Source organism: Agreia sp. Leaf244 (assembly GCF_001422695.1).
GTDB lineage: Bacteria > Actinomycetota > Actinomycetes > Actinomycetales > Microbacteriaceae > Agreia.
Window position 1 is genome coordinate 144,593 of sequence record NZ_LMLX01000005.1, and the last position, 20,124, is coordinate 164,716.

Genomic DNA, 20,124 nt, shown 5'->3' on the forward strand with positions numbered 1-20,124 from the left:
CACCTCGAGAATCTGGAGTGATCATGGAACCGATCAGTGCAAGCATCGGTGGCATCGTGCTGTTCGTCATCTTCGTGGTGACGGTGATCTCGATCGTGCGCAACCCGAACCACGGCTTCGTCGGCAAGCTCGTCTGGTTCATCGTCGTGCTCCTGCTGAACTTCGTCGGTTCGATCCTCTGGCTGCTCTTCGGTCGCGGCAAGGTCACGCGGTAGGGCTCCGCCCTTACCCGAAGCGATGTCGAGGCTCGAGGCCGAGAGCGAATCGACCTCTCGTCGGGCGCCGCTGATAGGCGCGTTGACCGGAATTCGCGCGTTGGCCGCCTTCTGGGTGTTCCTGCGCCACTTCAGAACCGAGATCGTCGACGCGCTGGGCCCCGGCCCCTTTACGCAGCTCGTCATCCACATCTCGTCGGCCGGCTATCTGGGCGTCGACCTCTTCTTCATCCTCAGCGGTTTCATCCTGACGTACACCCACCTCTCGACGATGACGACGGGCTACGGCTGGCGTAAGGCCGTCGGCTTCCTCTGGCTGCGCCTCGCCCGGGTCTGGCCGCTGACGGCCTTCGTGCTCATGCTGTTCGGGGCATATTTTATCGCGCAGGCCCTGACGTCCGGCGATCCGTCGTACCTCGCCCAGGCCGACCCGGGTCGTCTGGTCATGCACCTGACGCTCCTGAACGGATGGTTCCCGTCGACCCTCGACTGGAACGGGGTGGACTGGTCTGTGAGCGCCGAATGGATGGCGTATCTGACGTTCGCCGTGGGCGTCGTCGGCCTGTCCCGATTCGCGGCCGTGGCATCCCGTCGCGTGATGATCACGGTGATCGTGCTGCTGATGCTGCCCGTCCTCATCGTGGGAGCCAGCATGCAGGACGACACGATCTTCCTATTCTCGAACGACAGCTACGTGACGGCTGCGGGCGTGCTGCCGATCCGGGTGCTGGGGGAGTTCTGGATCGGCGCCGTGCTGTCGCTTCTGCTGCGTCGCCACCTCGGTGCGGCGGCACAGTCCGGCGTTGCCGGGCGATGGCGACGGGTGCCCCTGGCCAGCCTCTCCGCTGCCGCGGCGATCGTGGTGCTGCTCGTCGTGGCCTACAACGATCCGCTGCACTTCATGCGCGCCGGTCAGCAGGAGTTCCACGACGGCGTCGACATGATCGCTCCGGCCGAATCGATCGTCGTGCTGCCGCTGTTCGTGCTTCTCATCGCGACGCTGGCGGTCTGTCCCCGGGACCCCCTGTCCCGACTCCTGAGCACGCGGCCATTCCTCCTCGCGGGTCGCGCATCGTTCGCGTTCTACCTCGTGCACCCGCTCGTGATCGGCGCTGGTCTCCTCGCCGCGTCCGTTCTCCATGCCGAGTCGGGCCCGCCACTGTTGGTCGTCGGACTCGGCACGGCCGCCGCGGCCTGGTTCAGCGCCTGGATTCTCTGGCGATTCATCGAAGAGCCGGCCAGAAAGCTGCTGCGTCGAATGCTGCCAGCGCACATCCGGGTCTGACCCGCCAGAGGAGCCTGTCGGGCCCCGGCAGACTCTGCGGCTATCATTGGGGTCGATATGGCTGCCCTCTATGACTGCTCGGTTCCGTCCGAGCTCCTGACGGGAATGCGACTCGCCCGCTCTGCTATCGGCCGTGGTGCCCTCGTCGTCATTCCGACCGACACCGTGTACGGCATCGCCGCCGACGCATTCAACCCCGTCGCCATCCAGGCCCTTCTCGACGCCAAGGGCCGCACCCGCAGTTCGCCTCCGCCCGTTCTGGTGCCCGGCGTCGCCACCCTCGACGCTCTCGCCGAGACGGTGAGTCAGCCCGTGCGCGACCTCGTCGACGCATTCTGGCCCGGCGGGCTCACCATCATCGTTCCCGCCCGGTCCTCTCTCGCATGGGACCTCGGCGACACACGGGGCACGGTCGCCCTGCGACAGCCCTCCGACCCGATCGCCCTCGAGCTGCTGACCGAGGTCGGCCCGCTCGCCGTGTCGTCTGCGAATCTCACCGGGCAGCCTGCGGCGACCACGGCATCCCTCGCCCTCGAGAGCCTCGGCGACAGTGTCGACGTCTACCTCGATGGGGGAGAGACCGAGACGGTGACCTCCACCATCGTCGATGCCAGTTCGTTCGCCGCCGACGGTTCGATCCGCATCGTGCGCCACGGCGCCGTGTCCGAGGCCGAGCTGCGCGCCGTTCTGGGCGATGTGCTGCTCGGCTCCGATCGGCCCGCGGATCGACTGGACGGCTGATCCGTGCGGATCTACCTGCTCGTCGCCGCCATCTCGGCCGTGGTCACCTTCGGCCTCGCCCTTGTCGTGTACAAGCTGAGCCACCGCTTCAGGCTCTATCCGAAGATCCGCGAACGCGATGTGCACACGCGTCCCACTCCGCGACTCGGCGGCATCGCCATGTTCATCGGCATGGTCGTCGCGTTCGCCGTCGCCTCGCAAGTCGACGGATTCCGGCTGGTCTTCGTCAATCCCGGGCCCGTCTTCGCCATCCTCGGTGCAGCGCTGATCATCGTGGTCATCGGTGTGATCGACGACCTCATCGACCTCGACTGGACGATCAAGCTGGCCGCCCAGATCATCGCGTCGTGGCTGCTGGTCTGGCAGGGCGTAGCGATCGTGTCCCTGCCGATCGCGGGAACCCTCGCCGTGGGTTCCGGTGTCATGTCGCTCGTCATCAGCCTCTTCGCCGTGGTGCTCGTGATGAACGCCATCAACTTCATCGACGGTCTCGACGGCCTGGTGGCCGGCGTCTGCCTCATCGCCAACGGCGTGTTCTTCCTCTACACCTTCCTGTTGATCCAGGAGGGGTCGGCGACCGACTACTTCAACCTCGCCGCCCTGATCTCCGCCATCCTGATCGGAGCCTGCGCGGGATTCCTGCCCCTCAACTGGCACCCGGCGAAGCTCTTCATGGGCGACGCGGGAGCGATGCTGGTCGGGCTGCTCATGGCGACGAGCGCGATCGCGGTGACCGGTGTCATCGACCCGGCCACGCTGGGACGCCGTGAGCTGCTGCCGGCCTTCATCCCCATCCTTCTGCCGTTCGCCATTCTCGTGCTGCCGCTCCTCGACTTCGGCCTCGCGGTGTTCCGGCGCCTCCGCGCGGGCAAGAGCCCCTTCAGCGCCGATCGCAAGCATCTGCACCACCGCCTGCTCGACATGGGACACTCGCACTTCCACGCGGTACTGATCTTCTATGCCTGGACCGCGGTCGTGTCGGTCGGATGCCTGCTCTTCTTCCTCGTGCCCACGGGCTACGCAGTCGTGTTCCTCCTCGTCGGACTGATCGTGTGCACGGTTCTGACCCTGGCTCCGCTCAGTCGCAGGAAGGTCGTCGAGGCGACCGCCCAGTCGACCGAGGCCGAGAGTCCCGGGGCGCCACTGGCGGCATCCCTCGACCCCCTCGACGCCGCGTCGGACACACTCTCACCCCCGGCCGAAACGAAAGGCGCCTAGCGTGTCGACTTCCTCCTCCCGTTCCACGCCCGCCGTCACAGGCTCGTCGGCGCGCCCCGTGTTCGTGCGCATTCTCAAGCTGGGGGCGATCCTCGCCGTCGCGATCGCCGTGATCGGGGGAGTCGTCGGCTTCCTCGTCGACGGCGAACGCGGCCTGCTGAGCGCCCTGGTCGGTACAGCCATGGCCATCCTGTTCACGGGACTGACGGCCGCATCCATCCTCGTGGCGAACCGCTTCTCCGGCACGGAATTCTTCACCGCCATCTTCTTCGCCGTCGTGATGGGGGCGTGGATCGTCAAATTCGCGATCTTCCTGGTGCTCGTATTCCTCCTGCGTGATGCCGAATGGATCAACCCGACGGTGATGTTCATCTGCATCATCGCCGGCGTGCTCGGCTCACTCATCGTCGACGTCGTGGTCGTCGCTACATCCCGAATGGGCTATGTGAGCGACGTGACTCTGCCCGGAGAGTGATAATCGGCCCCCGAGAGCCCCACTGCGGCGTGAATCCGGCCCTCGATTGGTCAGGCACCCCTAACTCTTGATAGGGTTATGACGATCGTTCCGCTGCCTCCTTCGGGTTCTCACCCGCTGGCAGCACCCCCCATCATTCGTCGTCGCGAGAGCTTCGCTCCACGCCCCGAACCAGGAGATAGCGCTGTTAGCTAACGCTCTGAACTTGCTTGTGCCGTTGGCTGCCGATGATGGTGAATTCCACGGTCCGTCCATCGAGGAATTCTTCCCCGAAGTCATCTTCTTCCCCGGTACCCCCTTCGAGATCAACAGGGTCATCCTGATCCGCTTCATCGCTGTCGCGGCCATCCTGATCCTCTTCTGGCTCGGTACGCGAAAGATGAAACTGGTTCCCACCCGGGGCCAGAGCATCGCCGAGATGGCACTCGACTTCGTGCGCGTCAACATCGCCGAAGACCTGCTGGGTAAGAAAGACGGCAAGCGCTTCCTGCCGATTCTGACCACGATCTTCTTCATGGTGCTGGCCATGAACCTCACCGGCATCGTGCCCTTCCTCAACCTGGCAGGAACATCGGTCATCGGTGTGCCGCTCGTTTTGGCGATCGTCGCCTACGTGACGTTCATCTACGCCGGCATCAAGAAGCACCCCGGGGCGTTCTTCAAGAACGCGCTCTTCCCGCCCGGAGTCCCCAAGGGCCTCTACATCATCGTGACGCCGATCGAGTTCCTCTCGACGTTCATCCTGCGTCCGGTCACGCTGACCCTCCGACTCCTCATGAACATGGTCGTCGGCCACCTGCTGCTGGTGCTGTTCTTCGGCGCCACCTGGTTCTTCTTCTTCACGGCGAGCGGATGGTTCACACTGTTCGGCGTCGGAACGCTCGCCTTCGGCTTCGTCTTCACTCTCTTCGAGATCCTCGTCGCCGTACTCCAGGCCTACGTCTTCACCCTGCTCACCGCTGTCTACACCCAGCTCGCGCTGGCTGAGGAACACTAAACGAATTAGGCGCCCGCCTCATTCGCCATCACGGAAGGAAACACACGTGGACGCAACAACCGTTCTCGCCGAGATCAACGGAAACATCGCGACGGTCGGTTATGGTCTCGCAGCCATCGGCCCGGCCATCGGCGTCGGTATCGTCGTTGGAAAGACCATCGAGGGTGTCGCCCGCCAGCCCGAGCTTGCAGGCCGCCTGCAGGTTCTGATGTACATCGGTATCGCCTTCACCGAGGCCCTGGCCTTCATCGGCATCGCGACCTACTTCATCTTCGTCTAATCGCGCTTCGCTCAAGAGATAGGAGGCTGGAATGCTTCACGCAGTTCTAGCTGCCGCAGAGGAAACGGCCGAGTCGACGAACCCGCTCATCCCGGAGATCTACGACATCGTCTGGTCGTTGCTCTGCTTCATCATCATCCTGTTCTTCTTCTGGCGCATGGTCCTTCCGAGGGTCAAGACGATGCTCGACGAGCGGTCCGCCGCGATCGAGGGCAACATCGCCAAGGCCGACGCCGCGCAGGCGCAGGCTGAGGCAGCACTCGAGGAGTACACGGCGCAGCTTGCCGAGGGTCGTGCCGAAGCCGGCAAGATCCGCGAGCAGGCGCGTGCCGATGCTCTGAAGATCGCTGCAGAGATCAAGGAGCAGGCCCAGGTCGACGCAGGTCGCATCCAGGCGCAGGCCACCAGCCAGATCGAGGCCGAGCGCCAGGCGGCCGTCGTGTCGCTGCGTGCCGAGGTCGGCAGTCTTGCACTCGACCTCGCGTCGGGAGTCATCGGGGAGTCCGTGAAGGACGACGCGAAGGCGGCAGGCATCGTCGATCGTTTCCTCGCTGACCTCGAGGCGTCCGAGGCATCAGCCCCGAGCGCCGGAAATAAGTAAGCACATGGGATCAGCGACCAGAGAAGCGATCGCCGGAGTCCGGGCCAGACTGGCCGGGCAGGGCGGTTCCGCCACCCTCGCCACGGGCGAGCAGCTGCTTTCCGCGGGTCGTGCCATCGGAGGTTCGTCGGCGCTGCTGTCGCTTCTGGCAGATCCGTCGGCCGACCAGGCATCGAAGGCCGGCGTCGTGGCCGAACTCTTCGGCTCCAAGCTCGACGCCGAGGCTGTTCGCATCCTCAGCGACGTCGCGGCAAGCCGCTGGTCCACCCACGACGATCTGCTCGAGGCCATCGAGGAGCTCGGTTTCCGTGTGCTCGCCGACTCGGCCACGAGTGCCGAATCGATCGAGGCGGAGCTCGCCCGCTTCGGCGAGGCGGTCTCCACCAGCGACGAACTCGAGCTCGCGCTCGGGTCGAAGCTCGGCGCTGTCGATGCGAAGCTCTCGCTGGTCGACGCTCTGCTCCAGGGCAAAGCATCGCCCCAGACGGTCGCGATCGTTCGCCAGCTCGTCGCCCAGCCTCGAGGTCGTCGCATCGGCGAGCTGCTCCGGGTGGCGGCCGGCATCGTGGCCGACCAGGCCGGCAAGTCGATCGCCACAGTCACCAGTGCCGCTCCTATCGCTCCCGCACAGCTGGCGCGACTCGAGAAGGGTCTGTCGACGCTGTACGGACGTCCGCTGTCCGTGAACCAGCAGATCGATCCCGCCCTCATCGGCGGTCTTCGCATCCAGGTGGGAGATGATGTCATCGACGGCAGCGTCTCCGCCCGCATCAACGATTTGAGACTTCAGCTCGCTGGCTAGCCCCTTGTGGCTGGCTTGCTACACGCCGGAGCGAATCCTTCGGCAGAAAAAGGAAAAACGATGGCAGAACTATCGATCAGCCCCGACGAGATCCGTGGTGCTCTTCAGGACTTCGTGAAGTCCTACGAGCCCGGCAAGGCGACCAAGACCGAGGTCGGATACGTCACCGACGCCGGCGACGGCATCGCCCACGTCGAGGGTCTCCCGGGCGTAATGGCCAACGAACTGATCCGCTTCGCCGATGGAACTCTGGGCCTCGCCCAGAACCTCGACGAAGACGAGGTCGGTGTCATCATCCTGGGCGAGTTCTCGGGCATCGTCGAGGGCATGGAGGTGCAGCGCACGGGCGAGGTCCTCTCGGTACCCGTCGGTGACGCCTACCTCGGCCGCGTGGTCGACCCCCTGGGCAACCCGATCGACGGTCTCGGTGAGATCGCGTCGGAGGGACGCCGCGCGCTCGAGCTGCAGGCGCCCGGCGTCATGCAGCGCAAGAGCGTGCACGAGCCCATGCAGACCGGCATCAAGGCGATCGACGCCATGATTCCCGTCGGACGCGGCCAGCGACAGCTCATCATCGGCGACCGCCAGACGGGCAAGACGGCGATCGCGATCGACACGATCATCAACCAGAAGGCCAACTGGGAGTCGGGCGACGTCAACAAGCAGGTCCGCTGCATCTACGTCGCCATCGGCCAGAAGGGCTCCACCATTGCTTCGGTGAAGGGCGCCCTCGAAGACGCCGGAGCCCTCGAGTACACGACGATCGTCGCGTCTCCCGCATCCGACCCCGCCGGCTTCAAGTACCTCGCCCCCTACACGGGCTCGGCCATCGGCCAGCACTGGATGTACGGCGGCAAGCACGTGCTCATCATCTTCGACGACCTGTCAAAGCAGGCCGAGGCGTACCGCGCCGTGTCGCTGCTTCTTCGCCGTCCGCCGGGACGTGAGGCATACCCCGGTGACGTGTTCTACCTGCACTCCCGTCTGCTCGAGCGTTGCGCCAAGCTCTCCGACGAGCTGGGTGCGGGATCGATGACGGGTCTGCCGATCATCGAGACCAAGGCGAACGACGTCTCGGCCTACATTCCCACGAACGTGATCTCGATCACCGACGGACAGATCTTCCTTCAGTCCGACCTCTTCAACGCCAACCAGCGACCCGCAGTCGACGTCGGAATCTCCGTGTCGCGTGTCGGTGGCGATGCTCAGGTGAAGTCGATCAAGAAGGTCTCGGGAACGCTCAAGCTCGAGCTGGCCCAGTACCGTTCGCTCGAGGCCTTCGCGATGTTCGCATCCGACCTCGACCCCGCGTCGCGTCGCCAGCTCGCTCGTGGTGCCCGCCTGACGGAACTGCTCAAGCAGCCCCAATACTCCCCGTACCCGGTCGAGGACCAGGTCGTCGCGATCTGGGCCGGCACCAACGGCAAGCTCGACGAGGTCCCGGTCGAAGACATCCTGCGCTTCGAGCGCGAGCTTCTCGACTACCTCGCGCGCAACACCGAGGTGCTCACCACGCTGCGCGAGTCGAATGTGCTGTCAGATGAGACCGCGTCGCTGCTCGATTCCGAGGTCGACAAGTTCAAGCTCGAATTCCAGACGGGTGAGGGCAAGCCCCTCGCATCCGTGGGACGCGAGGAGTTCACTGCGACCAAGGTTGAAGACGTCAACCAGGAAAAGATCGTGAAGGGTCGCCGCTAACTTATGGGAGCGCAACTCCGCGTCTACCGGCAGAAGATCAAGTCTGCCCAGACGACCAAGAAGATCACCAGGGCCATGGAGCTCATCTCCGCGTCGCGCATTCAAAAAGCGCAGGCCCGGGTTGCTGCATCCACCCCTTATTCGCGAGCGATCACCCGTGCGGTGTCGGCCGTGGCGTCGTACTCGAATGTCGAGCACATCCTCACGACCGAACCCGAGAAGGTCGAGCGCGCAGCGATCGTCATCTTCTCGAGTGACCGAGGCCTGGCCGGTGCCTTCAACAGCAACGTCCTGAAGGAGTCGGAGCAGCTTGCGGAGCTGCTCCGCAGCCAGGGCAAGGATGTCGTGTACTTCCTGGTCGGCCGCAAGGCGAACGCGTACTTCGCGTTCCGTCGCCGGGCGTCCGAGAAGACGTGGCAGGGTGGCACCGACAATCCCGAGTTCGAGACGGCGAAGGAAATCGGGGATGCGATCCTCGAGTCCTTCCTGAAGCCGGCCTCCGAGGGCGGCGTCGACGAGATTCACATCGTCTACAACCGTTTCGTGTCGATGCTGGTGCAGGTGCCCGAGGTCGTTCGACTTCTTCCGCTCGAAGTGGTCGAAGGTGTCGAAGAGCCCGATTCGAAGGCGGTTCTGCCCCTCTACGAATTCGAGCCCGACGCCGGCTTCGTTCTCGACTCACTGCTTCCCGTCTACATCGAGTCGCGTCTGTTCAACGCCATGCTCCAGTCGGCTGCCGCCAAGCACGCTGCGACGCAGAAGGCCATGAAGGCTGCGAGCGACAACGCGGATGGTCTCATCCGCGACTACACACGGTTGGCGAACAATGCTCGCCAATCCGAGATCACCCAACAGATTTCCGAGATCGTCGGCGGCGCCGACGCGCTGAGCTCGGCAAAGTAGCGCGAAAGAAGAGAGAAGCAATGACACTGACCGCACCTGAAGTTGCGACGACGACTGCGCCCGGCGCTGTCGGCCGCATCGCCCGCGTCACCGGCCCTGTCGTGGACATCGAGTTCCCCCACGACTCGATCCCGGGCATCTACAACGCCCTCAAGACCACGATCGCCATCCCGGGCGCTCCCGAGACCGTGCTGACCCTCGAGGTCGCACAGCACCTCGGCGACGACCTGGTTCGCGCCATCGCCCTGAAGCCGACCGACGGCCTCGTCCGCGGCCAGGAGGTCACCGACACCGGAGAGCCGATCACGGTTCCCGTCGGCGACGTCACCAAGGGCAAGGTCTTCAACGTCATCGGCGAGGTGCTCAACGCTGAGCCGGGCGAGAAGATCGAGATCACGGAGCGCTGGCCCATCCACCGCAAGCCCCCGGCGTTCGACCAGCTGGAGTCGAAGACGGAGCTCTTCGAGACCGGTATCAAGGTCATCGACCTCCTGACGCCCTACGTGCAGGGTGGAAAGATCGGCCTGTTCGGAGGCGCCGGCGTCGGCAAGACCGTTCTGATCCAGGAGATGATCCAGCGCGTTGCGCAGGACCACGGTGGCGTGTCCGTGTTCGCCGGTGTCGGCGAGCGCACCCGTGAGGGCAACGACCTCATCGCCGAGATGGAAGAGGCGGGTGTCTTCGACAAGACGGCCCTCGTGTTCGGCCAGATGGACGAGCCGCCGGGAACGCGTCTGCGCGTCGCCCTGTCGGCGCTGACCATGGCGGAGTACTTCCGCGATGTGCAGAAACAAGACGTGCTGCTCTTCATCGACAACATCTTCCGCTTCACGCAGGCCGGCTCAGAGGTCTCCACGCTGCTCGGCCGTATGCCGTCCGCCGTGGGCTACCAGCCGAACCTGGCCGACGAGATGGGTATCCTCCAGGAGCGCATCACGTCGACCCGCGGTCACTCGATCACCTCGCTGCAGGCGATCTACGTTCCCGCCGACGACTACACCGACCCGGCCCCGGCCACGACGTTCGCGCACCTCGACGCGACGACCGAGTTGTCGCGTGAGATCGCGTCGAAGGGTCTGTACCCGGCCGTCGACCCGCTGACGTCCACGAGCCGCATCCTCGACCCCCGTTACTTGGGCGAGGATCACTACAACACTGCCGTGCGCATCAAGGCGATCCTCCAGAAGAACAAGGAACTCCAGGAGATCATCGCGATCCTTGGTGTCGACGAGCTGTCCGAAGAGGACAAGATCACCGTGTCGCGCGCCCGTCGCATCCAGCAGTTCCTGTCGCAGAACACCTACATGGCCAAGAAGTTCACGGGCGTGGAGGGTTCGACGGTTCCGCTCAAGGACACGATCGAGTCGTTCTCCGCAATTGCCAACGGTGACTTCGACCACGTGGCCGAACAGGCCTTCTTCAACGTCGGTGGCATCAACGACGTCGAAGAGAAGTGGGCTCAGATCCAGAAAGAGAACGGCTAGTCATGGCTTCGCCGCTCAGCGTGAGTGTCGTCTCGGCCGACCAGGAAGTCTGGTCGGGCGAGGCGACCATGGTCATCGCCAAGACCGTCGAAGGCGAGATCGGCATCCTGGCCGGGCACGAACCTCTTCTGGCCATCCTGGCCGAGGGCGAGGTCCGCGTGACCCAGGCGTCGGGAGCTCGCATCACGGCCCAGGCCGACGACGGATTCCTGTCGGTCGAGAACAACACCATCACCATCGTCGCGCGCAACGCGGCACTGGTTTAACCTAAGCAGGCAGCCCACCTCGTGCTCATCCTCCTTCCGCCGTCCGAGACGAAGCGGGAGGGGGGTGAGGAGGGGCCGCTCGATGTATCGCGGTTGCGGTTTCCCTCGTTGACAGCCACGAGGCGACGCATCCTGCGGGAGGTGCGCACTCTGTCTCGCGATGAGGCCGCGAGCGTGAAGGCCTTGAAGCTCAGCATCCGCCAGCTGCCGGAGGTGGCGCGCAATCGAAGCGTGACGACCTCTCCGACCATGCCGGCCATCGACCGCTACACGGGGGTCGTCTTCGACGCCCTGGATGCGCAGAGTCTGACTGCGGAGGCGCGGTCTTTCGCGGCGTCCCACCTCGTGATCCAATCGGCCCTGCTCGGGCCCATCGGCGGCCTGGACCAGATTCCGGCGTACCGCCTCTCCCATGATTCGAAGCTGCCCGGCGTGCACCTGGCCAAGACGTGGGCTCCCCTCATTCCGGCAGAGATCGGCGCCGGAGCGGAGCTCGTGCTCGATTGTCGCTCGGAGGCCTACGTCGCGCTGTCGCCTCTGACGGGCCGGTCGAATTCCTGGTTCCTGCGCGTCGTGACGGAGTCCGACGACGGCAGCGTGCGTGCTCTCAACCACTTCAATAAGAAGTCGAAAGGGCTTCTCACTCGGGCTCTGCTGTTGCACGCTCGAGATCTGGAGTCGATCGATGAGGTGATCGCCGTGGCGCGTGCGGCCGGCATGCGCATGGAACGCGGCGAACCGGGTGAGGTCCTCCTCTACGCCCCCGCTCCCTGAGGATCATCGCCGCGCACTCTTCGTTGGCGGATTCGCGGTGACGCTAGTCTTGCTGCATGATCTCGACCTATGACTCCGACGGTTCCGCGTCAGGCGCTGCCGCAGCTCTGCTCATCACCATTCTGTTCTCCGCGTTCTACGTGCTGATCTTCGCGGCCGTCTATGTGGTCACGTCGTGGTTTCTGAGCAAGATCTTCGTGAAGGCGGGTGAGCCTGCGTGGAAGGGCTGGGTGCCTGTCTACAACTCGTGGACCTTCCTTGAGCTCGGCGGCCAGGCGGGGTGGTGGGCTCTGGTCGCATTCGTGCCGTTCGTCGGCCTCGCATCGACGGTGTTCCTCTGCATCGCCGCGTACAACATCGGTCTGCGGTTCGCCAAGTCCGGGGCATGGGTGGTCATGTACATCCTCGTTCCGTACGTGTGGTGGGGCATCCTCGCGTTCGACCGGTCGGTCTGGAACCCGCAGCCGCTTGCGGGCATCTTCGTGGCTCCGGATTGGGCCAGGCCCACGAGCGCAATCCTGCGCTACGTACCGCAGGCTCGGCCTGTCTACGCGCCTCAGCCGCCTCAGGGCCCGCAGAACCCGCAGGGCCCGCAGAACCCCCAGGGCCCGACGTACTGACTCAGCGCCGCCCCGCCGCCAGCTCGTCTCCCCGGGCGCAACCGACGGCATGGTCGTTGATGAGACCGGCAGCCTGCATGAGTGCGTGCATCGTCGTCGGTCCGACGAACTTGAGGCCGAGGCGCCGGAGCGACGCGCTGAGGGCGGTCGATTCGTCGGTGACCGAGAGAACCTGATCGATGGTCTGGGGGCGGGCGTGCGAGGCCGGTGCGTGGCCCCAGACGAGGCTGTCGAGGGCACCCGGATCGTCTGAGATGAGGTTGTCTACTATTCTCGCGTTGGCGATGGTGGCCAGGATCTTCTGACGATTGCGGATGATCGTGGGGTCGCCAGAGAGTTCGTCGGCCTTCAGCTCGTCGTACTGGGCCACTCGCGCGATCGAGAAGTCGTCGAAGGCGGATCGAAAGGCCGATCGTCGCCGAAGAATGGTGATCCACGAGAGTCCCGCTTGGAAGCCCTCGAGCGCGATCGTCTCGAACAGGGCCTGATCGCCGTGGAGCGGCACCCCCCATTCCCCGTCGTGGTACCGCCGATACTCGGGATCGTCGGAGACCCAGCCGCATCGTGCAATGCCATCGGCGGCGGTCGTGATCAGTTCTCGTGTCATGGTTCCGACAGTATCGCCGGACATCGCGATCGAGGTGGGCCATCCGAGCAGCGGTGCAGAGGGCAGCCCGGGGCCGGCACGTGTGGAACTCTGTGCACGTGCTCCTCCACCTCGGTGGAAGTCGGTGATCTCTCCCCAGCGAGTCGGCTCGGAGCACTGCGCATGCGGCGAGCGGTCCATCGTTGCCCCATGACTTCAGTGGTTAAAGCAAAGAATCCGGCAGACCTCCTGATCGCGCTCCCGCGAATCCTGGGCTACACGCCCACGAACAGCATCGTCGTGCAGACGTTCCAGAGCAGACGCACCGCCGCCTCATTGCGGGTGGACCTTCCTCCTGACGAGAGATCCGCCCATCCGACCGCCGTCGCCGACGCCATCATCCGATTGATCAGCCGCGTGCCGGGCATCGACGCCGTGCTCGTGCTGATCTACACCGATGAGGAGTGGGATCAGCCTGATCGGCTTCCGCACGCGGCGGTCGTGGAGTCGATCGTCACGCGGATGGCATCGGCCGGCCTCGGCATCGTCGACGCGATGTGCTGTTCCGCGGGTGCGTGGGCGTCGTACCTCGATGCCGAACACGGCGTGATCGACGAGCAGCAGACATCCCGGATCTCGACCGAGCTCGACGCCGCCGGCGCGCCGCACGATGTCGTCGGCATCACGCAGGGAGCTCAGCCGATAGCTCCCATGCCGCCGGAGCAGCGCACGGAGGTGGCCGAGGCGGCCACGGCGATCACGCACGACGTGCACGAGCGGGAGCGACTGTGGGAGTGGCCCGAGGCATCCACGCTCTGGTCCGACGCGATCGAATCCGCCCCGTGCGACCTCCCGCCTGCGGCGATGGCGGCCCTGCTGTGGAGCATCCGAGACAAAGCGGTGCGCGATTGCGTCCTGATGTTCCTGGCATGGGGTGCAGACGCGGGCGACCGGGCATCGGTCGACACGCAGCTGCTGCGGCGAGGCGTTCCCGTGCCGTCCGGCTCCATTCTCGAGACGTTCGTCGGCGATGGCCGCACCGCACCCGATGGGCTGCGCCTCGAAGGAGCCGTGCGGCTTCTCAGGTATCTGGTGTCCTTGGCTCCGCGCCCCTGGCAGCTTGCACCCCTCACCATGCTCGCCTGGTTCGAGTGGGCCCGGGGTCAGGGCTCGGCCGCGGGGGACTACCTCGACGAGGCCCTCTCGATCGGACCGGGGTACGAACTGGCCCGACTCTTCGAACAGCTGATGAGAACGGGCCGGGTACCCGACTGGATCGGCAGGTCGCCGAACTAGACCGCGATCAGAGCCGGCTCCACGCCTCGGTGAGCACGCCCCGCAGGATCTGTTCGATCTCGTCGAATTCGGGGGGACCGATCGTCAGGGGAGGGGCGAGTTGAATGACCGGATCGCCCCTGTCATCGGCACGGCAGTAGAGGCCGGCCTCGAAGAGGGCCTTCGACAGGAAGCCCCTGAGCAGCCTCTCGGACTCCTCGTCGTCGAACGTCTCCTTGGTCGACTTGTCCTTCACCAGTTCGATTCCGAAGAAGTATCCATCGCCGCGCACGTCGCCGACGATGGGCAGGTCGGTCAGCTTCTCCAGCGTCGACCGGAACAGCGGCGAGTTGGCACGCACGTTCTCGTTGAGCTTCTCGTCTTCGAAGATGTCCAGGTTCGCCAGTGCGACGGCGGCCGACACGGGGTGTCCACCGAAGGTGTAGCCATGCGCGAACGAGGTCGAACCGTGGCGGAACGGGTCGTAGACGCGATCGCTCACGATTGTCGCGCCGATGGGGGAGTACCCGCTCGTCATCCCCTTCGCGCAGGTGATCATGTCGGGCACGTAGCCGTACTCGTCGCACGCGAACATGTGCCCGATGCGCCCGAACGCGCAGATGACCTCGTCGCTGACCAGCAGCACGTCGTAGCGGTCGCAGATCTCGCGCACCCGCTGGAAGTAGCCGGGCGGCGGGGGAAAGCAGCCGCCGGAGTTCTGAACGGGTTCGAGGAAGACGGCCGCAACCGTGTCCGGTCCCTCGAACTGGATCATCTCCTCGATCCTGTCCGCGGCCCAGATGCCGAAGGCGACGGGATCGTCGCCATGCTCGGGCGCTCGGTAGAAGTTCGTGTTCGGCACGCGGAAACCGCCCGGCGTGACCGGCTCGAACATCGACTTCATCGCCGGGATCCCGGTCACGGCCAGAGCGCCCTGGGTGGTGCCGTGGTACGCCACGGCCCGAGAGATGACCTTGTGCTTGTTCGGCTTTCCCTGCAGCTTCCAGAACTGCTTAGCCAGCTTGAACGCCGTCTCGACGGCCTCGCCGCCGCCGGTCGAGAAGAACACCCGGTTGAGGTCTCCCGGTGCGTAGTGGGCCAGTCGTTCAGCGAGCTCGATGGCGTTCGGGTGCGCGTACGACCAGATCGGGAAGAAGGCCAGCTCCTCGGCCTGGCGCGCGGCCGTCTCCGCCAGTCTCTTTCGACCATGACCGGCGTTCACCACGAACAGACCCGACAGGCCGTCGATGTACTTTCGGCCACGACTGTCCCAGATGTGATGACCCTCACCACGCGTGATGATGGGAACTCCGGCACCGGACTCCATGACCGACTGCCGACTGAAATGCATCCAGAGATGCTCCGCGGCCTTGCGCTGCAGTTCGGCCTCGTCGGCGTCGGAAAAGGCTTCGTTGTTCATCGGGTACCCCAGTTGTAGAGCTGCTTGTGCAGCTTCAGATAGACGAACGTCTCGGTCGAGATGACGCCCTCCAGATGCCTGATCTGCGAATTGAGCAGGCTGATGAGATCGTCGTCGCTCTCGCACACGACCTCGGCCATGATGTCGAAGGTGCCGGCGGTGAGAACCACGTAGTCGACGGCCGGAATCGCCGCGAGGGCATCGGCCACGATGCGCGTGTCGCCCGAGACCTTGAGCCCGATCATCGCCTGCCGATAGAACCCGAGCTGCAAGGGATCTGTGACGGCGACGATCTGCATCACCCCCGAGTCGGTGAGCTTCTGCACACGTTGACGCACCGCAGCCTCACTGAGACCGACGGCCTTGCCGATCTCGGCATACGAGCGTCTGCCGTCCACCTGCAGCTGCTCGATGATCGCCTTGGACGTGTCATCTAGATGGATCTGTCGCGACTTCGGGGCCATGGCTCGATTCTGTCAGTCGTTCGCCCTGTCGGCAAATGAATCCGTCGTTCTTTGCTGCTGCGACCGCGAAATCGGTTGAATCGTGCAGGGGCGCGTGGCACAGTTGTCCGATGGACACGTACGAGCTGAAGAACTTCGTCAATGGCCGTGAGACGGAGCCGTCGGGCGACGAGCGCCTCGAACTGGTAGACCCTTCCACCGAGCGCGTCTACGGAACGACGCCCATCTCGTCGGAGCGAGAGATCGAGGCCGCCTATCGCGCGGCATCCGACGCATTCGATGGATGGCGCGACAGCACGCCGTCGACACGTCAGCTCGCGCTGTTGCGGATAGCCGACGCGATGGAAGCGCGCGCCGACGAGTTCGCCGATCGTGAATCGCTCGACACGGGCAAGCCCCGTGGAAGTCTCGTCGCCGACGAGATCCTGCTCTCGGTCGACCAGATCCGGTTCTTCGCCGGCGCAGCTCGACACCTCGAGGGCCGCAGCGCAGGCGAGTACATGACCGACCACACGTCATTCGTGCGTCGCGAGCCGATCGGGGTCGTGGGGCAGGTCACGCCCTGGAACTACCCCCTGAACATGGCCGTCTGGAAGTTCGCGCCCGCCATCGCCGCAGGAAACACGACCGTTCTCAAGCCGTCGGACACGACGCCGCTCTCGACCCTGCTTCTGGCGGAGGTCGCCGCGGAGTTCCTTCCGCCGGGAGTGCTGAACGTCGTTTTGGGAGACAGATCGACCGGTGCCGCGATGGTAGCGAGTCGGGTTCCGCAACTGGTCTCGATCACGGGCTCGGTGCGAGCGGGAATGGAGGTGGCGAAGGCCGCCGCCGTCGACCTGAAGCGGGTGCACCTCGAGCTCGGGGGCAAGGCGCCCGTCGTGGTGTTCGACGACGCCGACATCGCCAAGACCGTCGCGGGCATCGTCGCGGCGGGGTACTTCAACGCGGGGCAGGATTGCACGGCGGCGACCCGGCTGCTCGTGCAGGAGGGGATCCACGACGAGTTCGTCGCCGCGCTCAGCGAGCACGCCCGCGCGAACGCGCTCACGGGTGCTCCCGATCGCGACGACATTCTGTTCGGCCCCGTCAACAATGCCTCGCAGCTCGCGCAGGTCGAGGGATTCCTCGATCGGCTGCCCGACCACGCGATCGTCGAGCTCGGCGGCCGCAGACAGGGCGACACGGGCTTCTTCCACGAGGCGACGATCGTGTCCGGGCTCCACCAGAGCGACGAGATCATTCAGAACGAGGTGTTCGGCCCCGTGATCACCGTGCAGTCCTTCGTCGACGAGGCCGAGGCGATCAGGAACGCGAACGGCGTCGACTACGCCCTCGCGTCGAGCGTCTGGACCACCGACCACTCTCGCGCGATGCGCATGGCTCGACGACTCGACTTCGGATGCGTGTGGATCAACACCCACATTCCGATCGTCGCCGAGATGCCCCACGGCGGGTTCAAACACTCCGGCTACGGCAAGGACCTGTCTGTCTACGGCTTCGAGGACTACACCAGGATCAAGCACGTGATGTCGTTCATCGGCGATTAGGCTCAACGGGTGACAGCGGTTCCAGAGCGGGTGGGCAGGGTCGTGTACGAGCCGGCCTCGTCGCGACGGGAAGTGCTCCTCGCGACCCCGGGTCTTGTCGCTGTGCTCGGCGGCGACTGCACGCCGGCTGTGCTGTCCCGCGTGTGGGCGGAGATGTCGAGCTCGTCTCCGTCGCTCGAGAAGGTCGTGGAGTCGATTCCCCTGCTCGGGCACGATGGGGTCGCGTCGTTCGCCGTCGCCGCGCTCGAGGGCGGCGACGCGCATCCTCTGCTCGTCTCGGTCGTCGCCCGAGGCGACTCGGTCGTCGACCTGTATTCGGAGGACCGGCCGCCCCGCAGATTCTCCTCGCAGGGACTCCAGCCGTGGCACCTCGCATCGTTCTCGCGAGTCGTCGGCATCCGATTCGCATCGGGAGCGTCGATCGATCCGGTCGCCGATGCGCCGACGGTCTCGGGAGCCGAGCTTCCTCTCGTGTTCGGCGCGGCATCCGCCTCATCGGTGCTCTGGATGCTCGACGACCGTCACGCGGTCGTCGATCCCGGGGCGCGGGGCGGGTCTTCTGGGCCACCGCCGGGCGAGACAGCGCGGGACGATATCGAGATCACCCTCGAACGGGCTCCCGGGCGGCGTCGCGCTCGGCACGGCGGACCGTCGGAGGAGGCGAATCCGCCAGCGCCGAAGCCGACCCGGGCGCGGCCCTGCCGGGTGCGGATCGGATCGCAGGCTCCGTTCGAACTGCACGTCCCGGTGTACATCGGCCGACGACCCCGGGGGCCTCGGCAGACCGGCGGAGACCAGGTGATGCTGATCGAGGTGCCATCGCCCACCCGCGAGGTCTCGGCATCCCACCTTCTCATCGAGCAGCGCGGCAGGGAGGTCGTCGTCACCGATCTGAAGTCCACGAACGGCACGGCCGTCACTCTGCCCGGTTCCCCTCGGATAAAGTTGTCGCAGGGGGACTCGATCGTTCTTCCCCCGTACAGTCGGATCGAGATCGGTGACGGCACTGTCATCGAGATCCTTCCGGGAGCGGATTGACCGTGGATGACGGCCCGCACCAGCGCAGGTGCCCGTGCCTGTGCGAGAACAGCATGTCGAGGAGAAGAGTCCCGTGACCCAGATCGGTGACAGCAACGCTCACGTGAGCGTTGTCCTTCCCGGCACCGCCGATACGACGCTGACCCTGACCTGGTCCTTCCAGTCCGACCGGGGCAACAAGCGCGCCGTCAATGAGGACAGCGTCGTCGCCAATCCGCCTCTGTTCGCGGTCGCCGACGGTATGGGCGGCCATTCCGCGGGCGACATCGCCAGTGCCGCGGTGGTGACCCGTCTCGGAGACATCACCGGCAGGGCCTACATCGACGCCGACACGATCGACCAGGCGCTGGAGTCCGCGCTCGCCGACATCGACCGCGTGGGCGACGAGAGCCTGCTCGGCACGGGAACGACGGTCACCGGGGTCGCCCTGACGATCGTCGACCACACGGCGCAATGGGCCGTCTTCAACATCGGCGACTCCAGGGTCTACCTGTACGCCGACGACGTGCTGGAGCAGGTCACCACCGACCACTCCGTCGTGCAGGAGATGGTCGCCGCGGGCCTCATCACTCGGGAGCAGGCAGACGTCCATCCCGACAGCAACGTGATCACCCGGGCCGTCGGTTTCCACGAGAAGCCGGTGCCCGACTACTCGCTCATCCCCGTCGAGCCGGGCCAGCGCATCCTCGTCTGTTCCGACGGACTGACGAAGGAGCTCACCGACCACGGCATCCGGCACTACCTGGCGACAACGGAGTCGGCGGAGCGCGCGGCCAGCGAACTCGTCGCCGCGTCTCTCGCCAACGGCGGCAGGGACAACGTGACGGTGCTCGTGCTGGATGTGGCGCTTGCTGTCGACGAGGTCGAGTCGACGCGGCCCAGCGAGCGCACACGATGAACACCGTGAGATGCAAGACCTGCGGCACGACGCTTCCCGAGGGGGCGATGTTCTGCGGCGAGTGCGGCAGTTCCGTTCTCGCGGCGTCCGCGCTCAGCGACACCCAGCACGTGGAGCCTCTTCCCGTCGCAGGTCGTCGTGAGGCCCTGACCGCGCCCGCCCGTGGGTCGACGAGGGCGAGCGCGGCCAAGGCGCTGTTCCGTCTCGTCTTCAGCACAGGGGAGAACGTCGTCGTCTCAGGCTCCGGTCTGATCGGACGCAATCCGGTACCGGGTTCGGCGGACGGGTCGCCTGAGATCGTGCGCATCGTCGATCCCCAGCTGAGCGTGTCGAAGACGCACGTGGAGTTCGGGATCGAGGACGGCCTGTTCTGGGTCAGTGACAGGCACTCGGGAAATGGCACGTCCATCTCGGTGCCGGGCGAAGAGTCGCTGGACACCGTGCCGGGCGAACGGTACGGCGTCGCGCGCGGGACCCGCATCCGCATCGGCGAGCAGTTCTTCGACGTCCTCTGACGCCGCTCCGGCCAACGCCTCC

At 65.4% G+C, this 20,124-nt stretch carries 23 protein-coding genes; 20 read left to right on the forward strand and 3 right to left on the reverse strand.

The annotated features are described in order from the left end of the window. The first annotated feature begins 23 nt into the window (after nucleotides 1-23). The 15 genes from ASF06_RS14975 to ASF06_RS15045 all read left to right on the forward strand — a co-directional run bounded on the left by ASF06_RS14975 (nucleotide 24) and on the right by ASF06_RS15045 (nucleotide 12,359). A complete protein-coding gene (locus ASF06_RS14975; RefSeq protein WP_055949704.1) occupies nucleotides 24-215 on the forward strand; it encodes a PLDc N-terminal domain-containing protein in 192 nt (63 codons plus the stop codon). Between the two features lie 82 nt (nucleotides 216-297). Next, complete coding sequence (locus ASF06_RS14980) at nucleotides 298-1,500, forward strand: acyltransferase family protein (RefSeq protein ID WP_162237715.1); 1,203 nt, start codon at nucleotides 298-300, stop codon at nucleotides 1,498-1,500. Nucleotides 1,501-1,557: 57 nt separating this feature from the next. Continuing rightward, nucleotides 1,558-2,241, forward strand: coding sequence for an L-threonylcarbamoyladenylate synthase (locus tag ASF06_RS14985; RefSeq protein WP_055948867.1), 684 nt, complete (start codon nucleotides 1,558-1,560; stop codon nucleotides 2,239-2,241). A 3-nt stretch (nucleotides 2,242-2,244) separates the two neighbouring features. Then, nucleotides 2,245-3,459, forward strand: coding sequence for an MraY family glycosyltransferase (locus tag ASF06_RS14990; RefSeq protein ID WP_055948870.1), 1,215 nt, complete (start codon nucleotides 2,245-2,247; stop codon nucleotides 3,457-3,459). Nucleotide 3,460: 1 nt separating this feature from the next. After that, on the forward strand, nucleotides 3,461-3,934 hold the full coding sequence (locus ASF06_RS14995; protein WP_055948873.1) for a hypothetical protein: 474 nt from the start codon (nucleotides 3,461-3,463) through the stop codon (nucleotides 3,932-3,934). Nucleotides 3,935-4,133: 199 nt separating this feature from the next. After that, on the forward strand, nucleotides 4,134-4,931 hold the full coding sequence (atpB, locus tag ASF06_RS15000; RefSeq protein WP_055948877.1) for a F0F1 ATP synthase subunit A: 798 nt from the start codon (nucleotides 4,134-4,136) through the stop codon (nucleotides 4,929-4,931). A gap of 46 nt (nucleotides 4,932-4,977) precedes the next feature. Continuing rightward, nucleotides 4,978-5,211 carry an ATP synthase F0 subunit C gene (gene atpE / locus ASF06_RS15005; RefSeq protein ID WP_035837596.1) on the forward strand — a complete coding sequence of 78 codons (234 nt, stop codon included), beginning with the start codon at nucleotides 4,978-4,980 and terminating at the stop codon, nucleotides 5,209-5,211. 31 nt (nucleotides 5,212-5,242) lie between these two features. Next, nucleotides 5,243-5,812 carry a F0F1 ATP synthase subunit B gene (locus ASF06_RS15010; protein WP_055929409.1) on the forward strand — a complete coding sequence of 190 codons (570 nt, stop codon included), beginning with the start codon at nucleotides 5,243-5,245 and terminating at the stop codon, nucleotides 5,810-5,812. Between the two features lie 4 nt (nucleotides 5,813-5,816). Continuing rightward, the gene (locus tag ASF06_RS15015; RefSeq protein WP_055929406.1) at nucleotides 5,817-6,614 is read left to right on the forward strand and encodes a F0F1 ATP synthase subunit delta; all 798 of its coding nucleotides are present in this window, start codon (nucleotides 5,817-5,819) and stop codon (nucleotides 6,612-6,614) included. A 60-nt stretch (nucleotides 6,615-6,674) separates the two neighbouring features. Beyond that, entirely contained in the window at nucleotides 6,675-8,312 is a 1,638-nt protein-coding gene (atpA, locus tag ASF06_RS15020) for a F0F1 ATP synthase subunit alpha (RefSeq protein ID WP_055929403.1), read from the forward strand. A gap of 3 nt (nucleotides 8,313-8,315) precedes the next feature. Then, nucleotides 8,316-9,215, forward strand: coding sequence for a F0F1 ATP synthase subunit gamma (locus ASF06_RS15025; RefSeq protein ID WP_055929400.1), 900 nt, complete (start codon nucleotides 8,316-8,318; stop codon nucleotides 9,213-9,215). Between the two features lie 20 nt (nucleotides 9,216-9,235). Then, the gene (atpD, locus tag ASF06_RS15030; protein ID WP_055948880.1) at nucleotides 9,236-10,699 is read left to right on the forward strand and encodes a F0F1 ATP synthase subunit beta; all 1,464 of its coding nucleotides are present in this window, start codon (nucleotides 9,236-9,238) and stop codon (nucleotides 10,697-10,699) included. A 2-nt stretch (nucleotides 10,700-10,701) separates the two neighbouring features. Further along, on the forward strand, nucleotides 10,702-10,965 hold the full coding sequence (locus ASF06_RS15035; protein ID WP_055929398.1) for a F0F1 ATP synthase subunit epsilon: 264 nt from the start codon (nucleotides 10,702-10,704) through the stop codon (nucleotides 10,963-10,965). 21 nt (nucleotides 10,966-10,986) lie between these two features. Continuing rightward, entirely contained in the window at nucleotides 10,987-11,739 is a 753-nt protein-coding gene (locus tag ASF06_RS15040; protein WP_055948885.1) for a YaaA family protein, read from the forward strand. A 56-nt stretch (nucleotides 11,740-11,795) separates the two neighbouring features. Next, entirely contained in the window at nucleotides 11,796-12,359 is a 564-nt protein-coding gene (locus ASF06_RS15045) for a DUF5684 domain-containing protein (protein ID WP_055948890.1), read from the forward strand. Nucleotide 12,360: 1 nt separating this feature from the next. Here ASF06_RS15045 and ASF06_RS15050 read toward each other — a convergent pair whose 3' ends face one another. Continuing rightward, on the reverse strand, nucleotides 12,361-12,966 hold the full coding sequence (locus ASF06_RS15050) for a DNA-3-methyladenine glycosylase I (protein ID WP_055949707.1): 606 nt from the start codon (nucleotides 12,964-12,966) through the stop codon (nucleotides 12,361-12,363). 189 nt (nucleotides 12,967-13,155) lie between these two features. Here ASF06_RS15050 and ASF06_RS15055 point away from each other — a divergent pair, with 189 nt between their 5' ends. Continuing rightward, a complete protein-coding gene (locus ASF06_RS15055; protein ID WP_162237716.1) occupies nucleotides 13,156-14,241 on the forward strand; it encodes a DUF4192 domain-containing protein in 1,086 nt (361 codons plus the stop codon). 7 nt (nucleotides 14,242-14,248) lie between these two features. Here ASF06_RS15055 and ASF06_RS15060 read toward each other — a convergent pair whose 3' ends face one another. Beyond that, nucleotides 14,249-15,640, reverse strand: coding sequence for an aspartate aminotransferase family protein (locus ASF06_RS15060; protein ID WP_055948896.1), 1,392 nt, complete (start codon nucleotides 15,638-15,640; stop codon nucleotides 14,249-14,251). Continuing rightward, entirely contained in the window at nucleotides 15,637-16,104 is a 468-nt protein-coding gene (locus ASF06_RS15065; RefSeq protein WP_055929384.1) for an Lrp/AsnC family transcriptional regulator, read from the reverse strand. The genes ASF06_RS15060 and ASF06_RS15065 overlap by 4 nt, the downstream gene beginning before the upstream one ends. 110 nt (nucleotides 16,105-16,214) lie before the next feature. On the opposite strand from ASF06_RS15065, the gene ASF06_RS15070 reads away from it, so the two are divergent. The 4 genes from ASF06_RS15070 (at nucleotide 16,215) to ASF06_RS19250 (ending at nucleotide 20,102) form a co-directional block, all read left to right on the forward strand. After that, nucleotides 16,215-17,651: a gamma-aminobutyraldehyde dehydrogenase gene (locus ASF06_RS15070; protein ID WP_055948899.1), complete on the forward strand. Its 1,437-nt coding sequence runs from the start codon at nucleotides 16,215-16,217 to the stop codon at nucleotides 17,649-17,651. A gap of 9 nt (nucleotides 17,652-17,660) precedes the next feature. Beyond that, complete coding sequence (locus ASF06_RS15075; protein WP_157439228.1) at nucleotides 17,661-18,689, forward strand: FHA domain-containing protein; 1,029 nt, start codon at nucleotides 17,661-17,663, stop codon at nucleotides 18,687-18,689. Nucleotides 18,690-18,762: 73 nt separating this feature from the next. Further along, nucleotides 18,763-19,587: a protein phosphatase 2C domain-containing protein gene (locus tag ASF06_RS15080; protein WP_055949710.1), complete on the forward strand. Its 825-nt coding sequence runs from the start codon at nucleotides 18,763-18,765 to the stop codon at nucleotides 19,585-19,587. Nucleotides 19,588-19,592: 5 nt separating this feature from the next. Continuing rightward, nucleotides 19,593-20,102: a zinc ribbon domain-containing protein gene (locus ASF06_RS19250; protein WP_157439229.1), complete on the forward strand. Its 510-nt coding sequence runs from the start codon at nucleotides 19,593-19,595 to the stop codon at nucleotides 20,100-20,102. Nucleotides 20,103-20,124: the final 22 nt, after the last annotated feature.

Bases quoted from the DNA above. Each gene is read 5' to 3' on its own strand.
- atpD (WP_055948880.1), top strand. From the start codon at position 9,236: ATGACACTGACCGCACCTGAAGTTGCGACGACGACTGCGCCCGGCGCT.
- ASF06_RS15050 (WP_055949707.1), bottom strand. From the start codon at position 12,966: ATGACACGAGAACTGATCACGACCGCCGCCGATGGCATTGCACGATGC.
- ASF06_RS15070 (WP_055948899.1), top strand. From the start codon at position 16,215: ATGGACACGTACGAGCTGAAGAACTTCGTCAATGGCCGTGAGACGGAG.
- ASF06_RS14975 (WP_055949704.1), top strand. From the start codon at position 24: ATGGAACCGATCAGTGCAAGCATCGGTGGCATCGTGCTGTTCGTCATC.
- ASF06_RS14985 (WP_055948867.1), top strand. From the start codon at position 1,558: ATGGCTGCCCTCTATGACTGCTCGGTTCCGTCCGAGCTCCTGACGGGA.
- ASF06_RS15045 (WP_055948890.1), top strand. From the start codon at position 11,796: ATGATCTCGACCTATGACTCCGACGGTTCCGCGTCAGGCGCTGCCGCA.
- ASF06_RS15010 (WP_055929409.1), top strand. From the start codon at position 5,243: ATGCTTCACGCAGTTCTAGCTGCCGCAGAGGAAACGGCCGAGTCGACG.
- ASF06_RS15035 (WP_055929398.1), top strand. From the start codon at position 10,702: ATGGCTTCGCCGCTCAGCGTGAGTGTCGTCTCGGCCGACCAGGAAGTC.
- ASF06_RS15055 (WP_162237716.1), top strand. From the start codon at position 13,156: ATGACTTCAGTGGTTAAAGCAAAGAATCCGGCAGACCTCCTGATCGCG.
- ASF06_RS15060 (WP_055948896.1), bottom strand. From the start codon at position 15,640: ATGAACAACGAAGCCTTTTCCGACGCCGACGAGGCCGAACTGCAGCGC.
- atpA (WP_055929403.1), top strand. From the start codon at position 6,675: ATGGCAGAACTATCGATCAGCCCCGACGAGATCCGTGGTGCTCTTCAG.
- ASF06_RS15015 (WP_055929406.1), top strand. From the start codon at position 5,817: ATGGGATCAGCGACCAGAGAAGCGATCGCCGGAGTCCGGGCCAGACTG.
- ASF06_RS15065 (WP_055929384.1), bottom strand. From the start codon at position 16,104: ATGGCCCCGAAGTCGCGACAGATCCATCTAGATGACACGTCCAAGGCG.
- ASF06_RS15025 (WP_055929400.1), top strand. From the start codon at position 8,316: ATGGGAGCGCAACTCCGCGTCTACCGGCAGAAGATCAAGTCTGCCCAG.